This is a genomic window from Pseudomonas sp. LSJ-87 (assembly GCF_032971465.1).
GTDB classification, from domain to species: Bacteria; Pseudomonadota; Gammaproteobacteria; order Pseudomonadales; family Pseudomonadaceae; genus Aquipseudomonas; species Aquipseudomonas putida_Z.
The window spans coordinates 33327-47001 of sequence record NZ_JAWJYQ010000029.1; the positions used below are offsets into that span (position 1 = coordinate 33327).

General features: G+C 64.4%; 12 protein-coding genes. 3 read left to right on the forward strand and 9 right to left on the reverse strand.

The annotated features are described in order from the left end of the window. Nucleotides 1-198 precede the first annotated feature (198 nt). The 4 genes from RYH74_RS17885 to RYH74_RS17900 all read right to left on the reverse strand — a co-directional run bounded on the left by RYH74_RS17885 (nucleotide 199) and on the right by RYH74_RS17900 (nucleotide 4542). On the reverse strand, nucleotides 199-1155 hold the full coding sequence (locus tag RYH74_RS17885; RefSeq protein WP_025337419.1) for a FecR domain-containing protein: 957 nt from the start codon (nucleotides 1153-1155) through the stop codon (nucleotides 199-201). After that, a complete protein-coding gene (locus RYH74_RS17890; protein WP_025337420.1) occupies nucleotides 1152-1670 on the reverse strand; it encodes an RNA polymerase sigma factor in 519 nt (172 codons plus the stop codon). Before RYH74_RS17890 ends, RYH74_RS17885 begins: the two co-directional genes overlap by 4 nt. A gap of 227 nt (nucleotides 1671-1897) precedes the next feature. After that, nucleotides 1898-2608: a PolC-type DNA polymerase III gene (locus RYH74_RS17895; RefSeq protein ID WP_075044380.1), complete on the reverse strand. Its 711-nt coding sequence runs from the start codon at nucleotides 2606-2608 to the stop codon at nucleotides 1898-1900. Beyond that, entirely contained in the window at nucleotides 2605-4542 is a 1938-nt protein-coding gene (locus RYH74_RS17900; RefSeq protein ID WP_317409846.1) for a DUF294 nucleotidyltransferase-like domain-containing protein, read from the reverse strand. Before RYH74_RS17900 ends, RYH74_RS17895 begins: the two co-directional genes overlap by 4 nt. A 116-nt stretch (nucleotides 4543-4658) precedes the next feature. Here RYH74_RS17900 and RYH74_RS17905 point away from each other — a divergent pair, with 116 nt between their 5' ends. Then, complete coding sequence (locus RYH74_RS17905; protein WP_286100890.1) at nucleotides 4659-5198, forward strand: response regulator; 540 nt, start codon at nucleotides 4659-4661, stop codon at nucleotides 5196-5198. Between the two features lie 139 nt (nucleotides 5199-5337). Here RYH74_RS17905 and RYH74_RS17910 read toward each other — a convergent pair whose 3' ends face one another. Then, the gene (locus RYH74_RS17910) at nucleotides 5338-7515 is read right to left on the reverse strand and encodes a malate synthase G (protein ID WP_085618463.1); all 2178 of its coding nucleotides are present in this window, start codon (nucleotides 7513-7515) and stop codon (nucleotides 5338-5340) included. 451 nt (nucleotides 7516-7966) lie between these two features. Here RYH74_RS17910 and RYH74_RS17915 point away from each other — a divergent pair, with 451 nt between their 5' ends. Beyond that, a complete protein-coding gene (locus RYH74_RS17915) occupies nucleotides 7967-8485 on the forward strand; it encodes a glycine cleavage system protein R (RefSeq protein ID WP_085591348.1) in 519 nt (172 codons plus the stop codon). Between the two features lie 349 nt (nucleotides 8486-8834). Here the strand turns inward: RYH74_RS17915 and rarD are convergent, their stop codons facing one another. From rarD to RYH74_RS17935, 4 genes are all read right to left on the reverse strand, one after another. Beyond that, nucleotides 8835-9722: an EamA family transporter RarD gene (rarD, locus tag RYH74_RS17920; protein WP_075044385.1), complete on the reverse strand. Its 888-nt coding sequence runs from the start codon at nucleotides 9720-9722 to the stop codon at nucleotides 8835-8837. Nucleotides 9723-9786: 64 nt separating this feature from the next. Continuing rightward, nucleotides 9787-10761, reverse strand: a complete 975-nt coding sequence (locus RYH74_RS17925; RefSeq protein WP_317409847.1) for a serine/threonine protein kinase — start codon at nucleotides 10759-10761, stop codon at nucleotides 9787-9789. Between the two features lie 111 nt (nucleotides 10762-10872). Next, nucleotides 10873-11637, reverse strand: a complete 765-nt coding sequence (locus RYH74_RS17930; protein WP_317409848.1) for a TOBE domain-containing protein — start codon at nucleotides 11635-11637, stop codon at nucleotides 10873-10875. Between the two features lie 157 nt (nucleotides 11638-11794). Next, nucleotides 11795-12526, reverse strand: a complete 732-nt coding sequence (locus RYH74_RS17935; RefSeq protein WP_317409849.1) for a ComF family protein — start codon at nucleotides 12524-12526, stop codon at nucleotides 11795-11797. A gap of 89 nt (nucleotides 12527-12615) precedes the next feature. Here RYH74_RS17935 and bioB point away from each other — a divergent pair, with 89 nt between their 5' ends. Then, entirely contained in the window at nucleotides 12616-13674 is a 1059-nt protein-coding gene (gene bioB / locus RYH74_RS17940) for a biotin synthase BioB (RefSeq protein WP_013970556.1), read from the forward strand. The last annotated feature ends 1 nt before the right edge of the window (nucleotide 13675 follow it).

Below are 13675 nucleotides of genomic sequence, written 5' to 3' on the forward strand. Positions count from 1 at the left end.
AGTGCTTTCTGCTTCCTTGCCGAGCGAGATTTGAAAAGTGACAGGGCGAATCTGAAAAAAATTGAGAATTATTTGGAATTGGTTTTTGCCTGTACCGGCCCTTTCGCGGGTAAACCCGCTCCCACAGGGATCGCGGGGGCTTTGAGGCTGGTGCAATCCTGTGGGAGCGGGTTTACCCGCGAAGAGGCCGGTACAGGCCTACTTGGGAACGACGGTCACCCACCACGGCGTATGCCGCTCGACCTTCACCGGCAGTGCCGGCACCAGCGACGACAGTGCCAGGTCGGTGTCGGTCAGCGGGAAGCTGCCGGTCACCCGCAGGTCGGCGACTTGGTCGTCCACCCCGAGGTAACCGCTGCGGTACTGGCCGAGCGCGGCCAGCAGGTCAGCCAGGCGCACGTTGTCCACCACCAGCATGCCGCGGGTCCAGGCGTCGGCACCGGCTGGCACAGTGCCGATCCGGCCAAGGCCGTTGGCGTTCATCAGCACCTGCTGGCCTTCGCGCAGCACCTGTTCGTCACCGCTGTTCAGCGGCATGGCGGCGACCGAGGCCTGCAACACCTCCAGGCGCGTGCCGTCGTCCTCGCGGCGTACCAGGAAGCGCGTGCCCAATGGGCGCAGGCGGCCATCGTCGGTGCGCACCAGCAGCGGGCGCGGGTCCTGATGGCCGGTTTCGACCGAGATCTCGCCCTGGTGCAGCACGATTACCCGTTGCTCGCCGGCGTAGTCGATATCCACGGCAGTGTGGCTGTTCAGGCTCAGCAAGGTGCCGTCTTCCAGGCGCAGGGTACGCAGCTCGCCGGTGGCGGTACGCTGGTCGGCCAGCCAGTAGCTCGGTGCCAGCGATGGTGCGCCGACCCAGGCCAGCAGCGAGCCCAAAAGAAACATGCCGGCCAGCCCGCCGCCGACCTTGCCGATGCGTCGGCGCAGGCCGGCGCGCGATTGCAGCAGGGCCTGGCGTGCCGGGCCGGCAGCGGCGCTCACGCGCTGGTCCATGGCGCCGAGCTGGCGCCAGGCGCGGGCGTGCTCCTCGCTGGCGGCATGCCAGCGCATGAATTCGCTGCGCTCGTCGGGTGTGCCGCTGCCGTTGTCGAGGCTGAGTTTCCAGGCAATGGCGGCTTCCAGCACCCGGGACGAAACCGGTGCACTGCTCACGTCGGCTCCCCGTACAGGGCCACGTAGCACTGGCGCATGCCCTGGGCGATGTACTGGCGCACCCGCGACACCGAAACCCCCATGCGCTCGGCGATTTCGGCATGGCTCATACCGTCCAGGCGATTGTGCAGGAATGCTGCGCGGGCCTTGCTCGACAGCTTGCCGAGCAGGCGGTCGATGGCCTTGAGGTCCTCGAGGATCAGGTGCTGCACTTCCGGGGAAGGTTGTTCGGCTTCCGGCATCAGGGCCAGTTCGGCCAGGTAGGCCTGTTCCAGCGCGGCGCGGCGGAAGTGGTCGAACATCAGGCCCTTGGCCACGGCGGCCAGGAACGCGCGGGGTTCGCGGGGCGTATCCAGTTGCTCACGGCCGAGCAGGCGCACGAAGGTGTCCTGGCTCAGGTCTTCGGCACGTTGGCGGCAGGCCATGCTGCGTTGCAGCCAGGCGAGCAGCCAGCCGCGGTGGTCGCGGTACAGCGCACCGACCAGATCGGCGTGTGGGCTCTGTGCAGAAGACAAGCAGCGTCCCCCCGGAACGAATGCATTAACTAACGATAATTATTCGCGATTGTTGCAGAGGGGAGGGGGTGGGTGCAATGGACGCTTATCGGATGGCCATCATGGAAAAGGCAGGTGGCCAATCGCCGGCAAGCCAGCTCCCACAGGAAACGCGTTGATTCTGGAACTTGTGCAGTACCTGTGGGAGCTGGCTTGCCGGCGATTGGCCCTGTCAGGTCAATACAAATCTACAGGCCGTGGTTGTGCACCTTGCGCCTGCGCCACCCGCGCAAGCGCTGCTCCAGCTGCAGCGGGCTGTCCAGCTGCTGGCGGCGGGCCTGGCTGAACAGGATCAGCGCCAGCTCGGCGGTCACCAAGGCATCGGCGCTGGCATGATGGCGTTCCTCTACCTGCAGGCCAAACCGCGCCACCCAGTCATCCAGCCCGGCCTCGCGCAGCACTGTGTCGGGGTTGAGCATCGGTGCCAGTTCGGCAACATCCAGGAAGGGCGAGTGCAAGCGATAGCCGAGGCTTTCCTTCAGCGCACGGGCCAGCATGCGCTGGTCGAACGGCGCGTGGAATGCCAGCACCGGGCTATTGCCAATGAAGTCGAGCAGATCGAGCAAGGCCTCGGCCGGGTCACAACCGGCAGCCAGGGCACTCGGGCCCAGGCCATGGATCAGCACGCTGGCGTTGGTCTTCTGCAAAGGCCGGTGCAGGGTGCGTTCGAACTGCTGGGCAAAGTCGATGGCGCCATCTTCGATGGCCACGGCGCCAACCGACAGCACCTGGTCACGGTTGGGGTTCAGGCCGCTGGTCTCCAGGTCGAGCACCACCCAGCGCTGCTCGCGCAGGGTACACACCCCCAGGGGCGCGGCCTTGGGCAGCCGGGCCAGGCGCTGGCGCGTGGCATGGTCCAGTTCGGGCGCACTGGGGCGCAACCAGGCGAACAGGCTCATAGCTGGTACCGCAAGGCCAGGCTGCTTTGCAGGCGCTGGGCCTGGCGCAGGGACTCGCGCAGGATGCGCCGGTCCAGGTGGTTGAGGCTGTCCGGGTCCAGGCGGTTGGAGTAGGGCAGGTTGTCGCGGGTCTGGCGCTGGTGCTGCTGCATGCGGGTTTGCTGGATGAAGTGGTAGGCCTCTTCATACGCTGCGCCGTCCAGTGCCTCGATCACGCCCTTGGCCACCAGCTGGCGCAGGCGTTCCAGGGTATTGCAGGCACCGATGCCGTTGGCCAGGGCCAGCAGCCGGGCACCATCGACGAAGGGCGTCAGGCCCTGGACCTTGAGGTCGAGGGTGGCGGCCTTGTCGTTGCCCTGGCGGGTCAGCACGAACTCGCGCAGGCGGCCCACCGGCGGGCGCTGGCGCAGGGCGTTGTCAGCCATCATGCGCTGGAAGATGCGGTTGTCGGCCACCTGCTCGAGCAGACCCTGGCGCAGTTGCTCGCAACCTTGCTCGTCGCCCCACACCACGCGCAGGTCGAAATAGATGCTCGAGCCCAGCAGGTTCTCCGGGCTGGCTTCACGGACAAAACTGGCAAAACGCCGCGCCCACTCACTGCGCGACAGGCACAGCTCGGGGTTGCCGGCCATGACGTTGCCCTTGCACAGGGTGAAGCCGCACTGGGCCAGGCACTGGTTGATGTATTGCGCCAGCGGCAGCAGCCGTGCGCGGATGGCGTCGGCTTCGGCGCCGTCGGCGGCTTCGAAGAGGATGCCGTTGTCCTGGTCGGTGTGCAGGGTTTGTTCACGCCGCCCTTCGCTGCCAAAGCACAGCCAGCTGAACGGCACGCCCGGGTCACCGCGCTCGGCCAGCGCCAGTTCGATCACCCGGCACACGGTGTGGTCGTTGAGCAGGGTGATGATCTGGGTGATCTGCGTGGAGGACGCGCCATGGGCCAGCATGCGCTCGACCAGTTGGCTGATTTCGCCGCGCAGCGAGACCAGGGTATCCAGGCGTGGCGCATGGCGGATGGTGCGCGCCAGGTGCACCAGATCGACCCGTTGCAGGGAGAACAGGTCGCGCTCCGAAACCACACCGCACAGGCGTCGGTTTTCCACCAGGCATACGTGGGCGATATGCCGCTCGGTCATGGCCATGGCTGCGTCGAAGGCGCTGGCCTGGGGGCTGAGGTAGAACGGTTGGGCGGTCATGTGCCGCGCGATCGGCGCGCCCAGGTCGGCATCGGACGCAGCCACCACCTGGCGCAGGTCGCGCAGGGTGAAGATGCCGATGGGGTAGCGCTGCGGGTCGACCACCACGATGCTGCCGACCTGCTGCTCGTGCATCAGCCGCACGGCGTCGCGCAGGGGCGTGTCGGGGCTGCATACCACCGGGTGGCGCATGGCCAGTTCACCCAGTGGCGTGTTCAGCGAATACTGGGTGCCGAGGGTTTCCACTGCGCGCTGGCGTACCTGCTGGTTGACCTGGTCGAGCAGGCTGCTGACCCCGCGCAGGGCAAAATCCCGAAACACTTCCGACATCGAGAACACGCGGATGAACGCGGCCTTGTTCAGCTGCAGGCAGAAGGTGTCCTCACCGGCCAAGTGCTCGGTACGGGTCGCTCGCTCGCCGAGCAGGGCAGCCAGCGGGAAGCATTCGCCGCTGGTGATTTCGAAGGTGGTTTCCACACCAGGCTTGACCAGGTGCTGGCGCTCACCCACCACGCGACCCTGCTTGACGATGTAGAAGTGCTCGACCGGCCCGTCGGCAGGTTTGACGATGCTTTCGCCGCTGGCATAGAAGCGCAGCTGGCACTGCTCGACCAGGTAGGCCAGGTGGCTGTGTTCCATCTGGTTGAACGGCGGAAAACGCTGCAGGAACTGCAGGGTGCCCTGGATGTTCTGCAGCACTGCTGTCCTGCCCGCCTGGGTGTAGGCGTCCTTTTTGCTCATGAAACTGACCGTATCGCTATGCCGAACTATATATATCTATATATAGGTGCCGGCCATGTTGTTCTCTGCCTCCATGGTCGGCTTGCGGCGGGGTGGTGCCCATTGGACGTAAGTCTATGAGCGCCCCTGTCAAAGACCCGACGAAAGGCCAACCGGGTTACGCAAGTTCTGCGGTCCTAATGCTGAAGCGGAATTTTTTTGACGAGATGAGCATGCCTGAGCAACACGACATCCTGAGCGACGCCGAGCGCGAGGCATTGGCAGTCGTAAGTGCGCCTGTGGCAGCCAAGCCACTGGTGCTGGTGGTGGATGACAATGCAGTGAACCGTGAGGCGCTGATCCTGTACCTGAAAAGCCGGGGGATTGACTGTGTCGGAGCGGATGGGGCCGAGGAAGCCAGGCTATACCTGCACTACCAGCAACGGATTGGCTTGATGATTACGGATTTGCGCATGCAGCCCGAGGATGGCCTGGACCTGATCCGGCAGATTCGCGAGTCGGAACGGGCGGCGTTGTCGATCATCGTGGTGTCGGGCGACACCGATGTGAAAGAGGCGGTGGACGTGATGCACCTGGGGGTTGTGGATTTTCTGCTGAAGCCGGTCGATCTGGACAGGCTGCTGGAGCTGGTGAAGAAAGAACTGCAGATCGGTTAGCTGAGGAGCCTGTTCCGGCCTCATCGCCGGCAAGCCAGCTCCCACAGGGACCGCACAGCGTTTGAGGCCTGTGCAGTCCCTGTGGGAGCTGGCTTGCCGGCGATTGGGCCGCAAAGCGGCCCCCTGTCGCAGATGTCGCTTACAATCCGTTACGCGCCTTGAACTCGCGGCGACGGCGGTGCAGTACCGGCTCGGTATAGCCGTTCGGCTGCTTGCCACCTTCCACCACCAGCTCTACCGCAGCCTGGAACGCGACGTTGTCGTCGAAGTTCGGTGCCATCGGGCGATACAGAGCGTCGCCGGCGTTCTGCTGGTCGACCACCACGGCCATGCGCTTGAGGCTTTCCAGCACCTGCTCCTGGCTGACCACGCCATGGCGCAGCCAGTTGGCCAGCAGCTGGGCCGAAATGCGCAGGGTGGCGCGGTCTTCCATCAGGCCGACGTTGTTGATGTCTGGCACCTTCGAGCAACCCACACCCTGGTCGATCCAGCGCACCACGTAGCCGAGGATGCCCTGGGCGTTGTTGTCCAGTTCGTTGCGGATCTCTTCGGCCGACCAGTTGGTGTCGGCGGCCAGCGGGATGGAAAGGATATCGTCCACCGACGCCGGGGTGCGCGAAGCCAGTTCACGCTGACGCGCCTGTACGTCCACCTTGTGGTAGTGCAGGGCATGCAGGGTGGCGGCGGTCGGCGACGGCACCCAGGCGGTGTTGGCACCGGCCAGCGGGTGGGCGATCTTCTGCTCGAGCATGGCCGCCATCAGGTCGGGCATGGCCCACATGCCTTTGCCGATCTGCGCACGGCCTTGCAGGCCGGTGGCCAGGCCGACGTCGACGTTGTTGTTCTCGTAGGCACCGATCCACTTCTCGTTCTTCATGGCGCCCTTGCGCACCACGGCGCCGGCTTCCATCGAGGTGTGGATTTCATCGCCGGTGCGGTCGAGGAAGCCGGTGTTGATGAACACCACGCGCTCGGCTGCGGCCTTGATGCACGACTTGAGGTTGACCGTGGTACGGCGCTCCTCGTCCATGATGCCGACCTTGACGGTGTTACGCTTCATGCCCAGCAGGTCTTCGACCTGGCTGAAGATCTCGGCGGCGAAGGCTACTTCCTCCGGGCCGTGCATCTTCGGCTTGACGATGTACACGCTGCCGCTGCGGGTGTTCTTGCGGCTGGTGTTGCCATTGAGGTTGTGCAGGGCGATCAGGTTGGTGAACAGGCCGTCCTGGATGCCTTCGGGGATTTCGTTGCCTTGGGCGTCGAGGATCGCCGGGTTGGTCATCAGGTGGCCAACGTTGCGCACGAACAGCAGCGAACGGCCGTGCAGGGTCACGCTGCCGCCGTTGGGCGCGGCGTACTCGCGGTCCGGGTTCATGGTGCGGGTGAAGGTCTTGCCACCCTTGCTCACGCTTTCGGCCAGGTCGCCTTTCATCAGGCCCAGCCAGTTGCGGTAGACGATCACCTTGTCGTCGGCGTCGACGGCGGCAACCGAGTCTTCGCAGTCCATGATGGTGGTCAGCGCCGATTCCATCAGGATGTCTTTCACGCCGGCGGCGTCGGTGCTGCCGACCGGGGTGCTGGCATCGACCTGGATCTCGAAGTGCAGGCCGTTGTGCTTGAGCAGCACGGCAGTCGGCGCGGCGGCATCGCCATGGAAGCCGATCAGCTGGGCGTCGTCACGCAGGCCGCTGTTGCTGCCACCTTTCAGGGCAACTACCAGCTTGCCGCCTTCGATGCGGTAGCCGGTGGAGTCGACGTGCGAGCCGGCCGCCAGTGGCGCGGCTTCGTCGAGGAAGGCGCGGGCGAAGGCGATGACCTTGTCGCCACGTACCTTGTTGTAGCCTTGGCCTTTCTCGGCGCCGCCTTCATCGCTGATGGCATCGGTGCCATACAGCGCGTCGTACAGCGAACCCCAACGGGCGTTGGCGGCGTTCAGGGCGAAGCGGGCGTTCATCACCGGTACGACCAGCTGCGGGCCGGCCATGTGGGCGATTTCTTCGTCCACGTTCTGGGTGGTGGCCTGGAAATCGTCGGCTTGTGGCAGCAGGTAGCCGATTTCCTGGAGGAATGCTTTGTAGGCTACGGCGTCGTGGGCCTGGCCTTTGCGTGCCTGGTGCCAGGCGTCGATCTTGGCTTGCAGCTCGTCGCGCTTGGCGAGCAGGGCTTTGTTCTTTGGAGCGAGGTCATTGATGATCTTCTCTGCACCGGCCCAGAACTGCTCGGCGACGATGCCGGTCCCTGGGATGGCTTCGTTGTTCACGAAGTCGTACAGGACCTTGGCGACCTGAAGGCCACCGACTTGAACGTATCCAGTCATTGCTTGCCTCACTCTGCTCAGCTATTTCGCTCTTCTGTATTAAGCCTGTAGCGCTTCTCTAAACACGGCACCAGTGCATGCCCCCGAGTAAAGCCCCGAGCGCGGCTGGGTGCGGCCTGCCAGACCGGCTGGCAGACAGTGTGCGTATTTTCACAGGCGCCTTGGCAGACATCCAAACGACGTTTTGTAGTCCGCGCCACGGGATACTACATGAAGCAGTAGGCGGGGCAAAATCAGACTAAAAGCGCCGTTATGCGACCCGTTGGTCGCGTATGGTCACGCTGGGAGTGAGTATGTTCGCAAAAAACAGGTGGATTGTTCCAGATAAATCTTGAAACAGTACACGATTCGTTATGCGGATTGCCCTGCGGCAGGTTGCCGCGCCTTGCCTATACTGAGTCGATCCCCCGATTTTCTGCCGCACGGCGCGGTCCGACACGAGGAAGGGCTTGTGGATCATCTTGTACTGACTGTGATTGCCCCTGACAAGGCCGGCCAGGTCGAGCGCATTGCCCAGTGCATCGCCGACCACAGTGGCAACTGGCTGGAGAGCCGCATGTCGCGCATGGCCGGGCAGTTTGCCGGCATCCTGCGGGTGGCGGTGCCGGCGGAAAACTACGACGAGCTGGTGGCTTCGCTGCAGGGGTTGGTCCGATATGACATTCGCGTGCTGATTGCCGAGAGCGGCATCGAGCCGTCGTGTACCTGGAAGCCGATTGCCATGGAGCTGGTAGGTAATGACCGGCCGGGGATCGTGCGTGATATCACCCGCTTGCTGGCGGACCTGGGGGTGAACCTTGAGCGGTTTACCACTGAGGTGCGGCCGGCGCCCATGAGCAGCGAGCCGCTGTTCCATGCCGATGCCTTGCTGGCATTGCCGTTGACCCTGTCGCTGGAGGATTTGCAGCAGAAGCTGGAGAGCCTGGCGGACGACTTGATGGTGGAGTTGAAGCTGCGGCCGGAGGATTGATCCGAGATTGCCGGGGCCGCGTTGCGGCCTTTTCGCCGGCAAGCCAGCTCCCACCTCGACCGCATTGACCTCAAGCCATGCGCTATCCCTGTGGGAGCTGGCTTGCCGGCGAAAGGGCTGCAAAGCAGCCCCCTGCGGTTATCCCGATATCACGGGGAAGGCCCTGTGGATAACCTGGGGGTTCCCCTCTCCAGCCCAGACGGCGCGCGCCTTACACGGCTTTGATCAAAAAACACCCAAAAATCAGCAGCTTGTGCACAAAGCACGGGGACGAGGGTGTGGATAACCTTTGGAGATGTCTCTGCAGGCCACGAATCACAAGGCCGGCAGAGTTATGGTCATTTTTTGATCAGCTGCGCTTGCGCAAACTGACCCACGCATCGACGCTGTAAATCGCCAAACCTGCCCAGATGAACATGAACGCCATCAAGTTACTCGACGACAAGTGCTCATCGAACAGCAGTACCGCCTGCAGCAGCACCAGGGTCGGCGCCAGGTACTGCAGGAAGCCCAGCGTGGTGTACGGCAAGTGCCGCGCGGCAGCGTTGAAGCACACCAGCGGCACCAGTGTCACCGGCCCCGCAGCCATCAGCCACAACGCTTCGCTGCTGGTGTAGAACGCGCCCTGGGCACTTGTCGCCGCCGGGTGCAGCAACAGCCAGCCAAGGGCCAGCGGTACCAGCATCCAGGTTTCCACCACCAGGCCTGGCAGTGCCGCCACTGGTGCCTGTTTGCGAATCAGCCCATAGAAGCCGAAGCTCAGCGCCAGCACCAGCGATACCCACGGCAGGCTGCCCACCTGCCACACCTGCTGGGCCACACCCACGGCGGCCATGGCCACTGCCAGCCACTGCAGGCGCCGCAGGCGCTCGCCGAGAATCAGCATGCCCAGCAGCACATTGATCAGTGGGTTGATGTAGTAACCAAGGCTGGCCTCGAGCATGCGCCCGTTGTTCACCGACCATACGTAGGTCAGCCAGTTGCCGGCGATCAGCGCCCCGCTCAGGGCCAGGATGCCCAGCCGGCGCGGGTTGTCACGCAGTTCACGCCACCAGCCTGGGTGTTTCCATACCAGTAGCAGCAACGAGCCGAACAAAGCCGACCAGAGCACCCGGTGGACAATGATCTCCACCGCCGGGACGCTCTGGATTGCCTTGAAGTACAGGGGGAACAGCCCCCAGATGATGTAGGCGCTGAGGCCCAGTAGGTACCCGCGACGCGGGTTTGCAGCGTGCATGCAGAATCCTTGCTTAGGTAGCTAAATAAAGCGACGCCTATTGTAGACAGAGGCGGGCGTGCTTCTAGAACAATTTCAGCGGCGCTTCATCCAGTGCGGCCATTTGCTCGCGCAGGGCGAGAATCTGGTCTCCCCAGTAGCGTGGCTGGCCGAACCAGGGGAAGCTCGGCGGGAATGCCGGGTCGTCCCAGCGCCGCGCCAGCCAGGCGCTGTAGTGCAGCTGGCGCAGGGCGCGCAGGGGTTCGATCAGCGCCAGCTCGCGCGGGTCGAAGTCGTGGAACTCGTTGTAGCCGTCGATCAGTTCGGCCAGTTGCCCCAGGCGCTCCTCGCGGCTGCCGGCCAGCATCATCCACAGGTCCTGCACCGCCGGGCCCATGCGGCAGTCGTCGAGGTCGACCACGTGGTACACCTCGTCGCGGTGCATCAGGTTGCCGGGGTGCAGGTCGCCATGCAGGCGGATGAGCTGGTGCGGCGTGCGGGCATAGATGTCCTCCACCCGCTTGAGCAGGTCGCGAGCTACCGATTCGAACGCTGGCAGCAGTTCGCGGGGGACGAAGTCGCCTTCCAGCAGGGTATTCAGCGATGCATGGCCGAAGTTGTCCACAGCCAGCGCTTCGCGGTGCTCGAACGGTTTGCTGGCGCCCACGGCGTGCAGGCGGCCGAGCAACTGGCCGAGGCGGTAGAGCTGGTCGAGGTTGCCCGGCTCTGGCGCGTGGCCGCCGCGGCGGGGGAACAGGGTGAAGCGGAAGCCCTGGTGTTCGAACAGGGTGCGGTCGTCGTGCTGCAGCGGGGCGACCACCGGCACTTCGCAGTCGGCCAGTTCGGCGGTGAAGCTGTGCTCTTCGAGGATGGCCGCGTCGCTCCAGCGGCCTGGGCGGTAGAACTTGGCGATGAGCGGTTGCGCGCCCTCGATGCCCACCTGGTAGACGCGGTTTTCGTAGCTGTTCAGCGCCAGCACCCGGGCATCGCTGAGAAAGCCCAGGCTTTCCACGGCGTCCAGGACCAGGTCGGGGGTGAGGGTGTCGAAGGGGTGGGACATGGTGGCTCCGGGGGTAGGCGGCGTGGGGGCCATGGTAGCGCGTTATGCCTGTACCGGCCTCTTCGCGGGTAAACCCGCTCCCACAGGTGCATCGTTTCCCTGGCGGCCAGGCTATGCAGGAATCCCAAGCAATACATAAGAGGGATGAAATTGAACCCGCACCGAACTGCCTGCTGTCACCCGCTGGCCAGCCAACCAATCCGTCTCGGCAAACGCACACAACGTCTGCCCATTCCCCAACGCCAACCGGACCTCACCAGGCCCATCAGCCTCCGCTAGCACTTCCTCCACTGTCGCCCGCAGGCAGTTACTCCCCGCTTCGGCCTGTTCCTCGTCGGCCAGCAACCTCACCCACCCCGCCTTGAGCAGCGCCACTACCGTCGTCCCCAGCGTCAGCTCCAGCCGTGCGGTGCTGTCGTGGGTGATCAATGCCTCGATCTCCAACCCGCCACCCAACGCCAGGCTGACGCGATCATGCCGTCCCTCGCGGCGCAGGCCGCTGACCTGGCCCTGCAACTGGTTGCGCGCGCTGGTACGCAGCATCAGCCGGCCGAGCAGGTCGAGGTCGCTCGACTCCTCGGCCGCTTCGAGGATTTGCGCCTGAAGGGCCTGCAGCCTCTGATACAGGCGCAGCACCCGCTGGCCTTCTGGCGACAGACGGGCACCACCGCCGCCACGCCCGCCGGTACTGCGCTCGACGAGGGGCTGGCTGGCCAGGTTGTTGAGTTCGTCGATGGCGTCCCAGGCGGCCTTGTAGCTGATGCCCGCAGCCTTGGCGGCGCGGGTGATCGAACCTTCTTCGGCAATGTGCTGCAGCAGCGCGATGCGCTGGGGGCGGCGGGCGATGTGCTGGGTGAGGTGGGGGGGCAGGGACATGGGCATTCGGTCATTGTAAGTGGCAGCGAAGTGTAGCTTGTGTGGGAGCGGCCTTGTGTCGCGAAAGGGCTGCGTAGCAGCCCCAGCGATTTTTGCCGTGGCAGAGATCCTGGGGCTGCTACGCAGCCCTTTCGCGACACAAGGCCGCTCCCACACGTCATACATACCCCGGCTTGGGCGTGCGCGCCAGGCAATACACATCCACCCGCCGCGCACCGGCCTTGCGCAGCACTTGGGCAACCGCCTGCGCGGTCGCACCGGTGGTCAACACGTCATCGACAATGGCGACGTGTTTGCCCGTCAGCTTGCCCGTGACGGTAAACGCCAGGCGCAAGTTGCGTCGCCTGGCCTTGGCGTCCAGTTGTTGCTGCGCAGGTGTCTCCCGTGTGCGCAGCAGCAACCGCTCGTCGCAACGTACCCCCACCTGCGACGACAGCCAGCGCCCGAGCATCCCCGCCTGGTTGAACCCACGCTCCCGTAGTCGACGTCTGGCCAAGGGTACAGGCAACAACAGGTCGGGGCGCGGCAGCCCTTCGGTAAAGCGGTGCAGCAGCCCATGCGCGAGCAATTCGGCCATCAGGCGCCCCAAGGGCCACTGGCGGTTGTGCTTGAAACGGCTGATCAGCGTGTCCACCGGAAAGCCGAAATGCCACAGTGCAAGCACCTGCTCGAAGGCCGGTGCGCGGCGCTGGCACTGGGCGCAAGTCAGGCCGGCCATGGGCAACGGCAGGGCGCAGCGCAGGCAATGATCGCCCAGCCAGGGCAGTTCCTGCTCGCAGGCGACGCACAGCGGGTAGGCCTGCTCGGCAGGGTCATCGCACAGCAAACACGATTGGTTAATAAGTGAGCACTTGTAAACCAGTCTTTTCCAGTGTGGTTGACAGTTCATAGGCCTTCCATGACTATGCGAGCTATCCGTGATGCGCTGGCGGGCTTTCCTGTCCCGGCGCCTGCTTCAGCCTAAACAAGGAAACGCCAATGAGCGCCAGCACAACTGCAACAACACGTCACGACTGGTCCCTGGCCGAGGTCAAGGCGCTGTTCCAGCAACCATTCAATGACCTGCTGTTCCAGGCGCAGACCGTGCACCGGGCGCATTTCGACCCGAACCGCGTGCAGGTTTCGACCCTGCTGTCGATCAAGACCGGCGCCTGCCCGGAAGATTGCAAATATTGTCCACAGTCCGGCCACTACAACACCGGGCTGGAAAAACAGAAGCTGATGGAAGTGCAGAAGGTGCTGGAAGAAGCCGCCCGCGCCAAAGCCATCGGTTCTACCCGCTTCTGCATGGGCGCGGCGTGGAAGCACCCGTCGGCCAAAGACATGCCCTACGTGCTGGAGATGGTCAAAGGCGTCAAGGCCATGGGCCTGGAAACCTGCATGACCCTCGGCAAGCTCGACCAGGAGCAGACCAAGGCCCTGGCCCAGGCCGGCCTGGACTACTACAACCACAACCTCGATACCTCGCCGGAGTTCTACGGCAGCATCATCACCACCCGCACCTACAGCGAGCGCCTGCAGACCCTGGCCTACGTGCGCGATGCCGGGATGAAGATCTGCTCCGGCGGCATCCTCGGCATGGGTGAGTCGCTGGACGACCGCGCCGGCCTGCTGATCCAGCTGGCCAACCTGCCCGAGCACCCGGAATCGGTGCCGATCAACATGCTGGTCAAGGTGGCCGGCACGCCGCTGGCCGAGGAAGAGGACGTCGACCCGTTCGACTTCATCCGCATGCTGGCCGTGGCCCGTATCCTCATGCCCAAGTCGCACGTGCGCCTGTCCGCCGGCCGCGAGCAGATGAACGAGCAGATGCAGGCCCTGGCCTTCATGGCCGGCGCCAACTCGATCTTCTACGGCGAAAAACTGCTGACCACCGCCAACCCGCAGGCCGACAAGGACATGCAGCTGTTCGCACGCCTGGGCATCAAGCCCGAAGCGCGTGAAGAGCACGCCGACGAAGTGCACCAGGCGGCCATCGAGCAGGCGCTGGTCGAGCAGCGCAGCAGCGAGATGTTCTACAACGCCGCGACAGCCTGAA

What these genes read in the sequence shown, in the direction of transcription:
- RYH74_RS17895 (WP_075044380.1), bottom strand. Translation starts at nt 2,608, where the DNA reads ATGAGCCTGTTCGCCTGGTTGCGCCCCAGTGCGCCCGAACTGGACCAT.
- RYH74_RS17900 (WP_317409846.1), bottom strand. Translation starts at nt 4,542, where the DNA reads ATGAGCAAAAAGGACGCCTACACCCAGGCGGGCAGGACAGCAGTGCTG.
- RYH74_RS17905 (WP_286100890.1), top strand. Translation starts at nt 4,659, where the DNA reads ATGAGCGCCCCTGTCAAAGACCCGACGAAAGGCCAACCGGGTTACGCA.
- RYH74_RS17910 (WP_085618463.1), bottom strand. Translation starts at nt 7,515, where the DNA reads ATGACTGGATACGTTCAAGTCGGTGGCCTTCAGGTCGCCAAGGTCCTG.
- rarD (WP_075044385.1), bottom strand. Translation starts at nt 9,722, where the DNA reads ATGCACGCTGCAAACCCGCGTCGCGGGTACCTACTGGGCCTCAGCGCC.
- RYH74_RS17925 (WP_317409847.1), bottom strand. Translation starts at nt 10,761, where the DNA reads ATGTCCCACCCCTTCGACACCCTCACCCCCGACCTGGTCCTGGACGCC.
- RYH74_RS17930 (WP_317409848.1), bottom strand. Translation starts at nt 11,637, where the DNA reads ATGTCCCTGCCCCCCCACCTCACCCAGCACATCGCCCGCCGCCCCCAG.
- RYH74_RS17935 (WP_317409849.1), bottom strand. Translation starts at nt 12,526, where the DNA reads ATGAACTGTCAACCACACTGGAAAAGACTGGTTTACAAGTGCTCACTT.
- bioB (WP_013970556.1), top strand. Translation starts at nt 12,616, where the DNA reads ATGAGCGCCAGCACAACTGCAACAACACGTCACGACTGGTCCCTGGCC.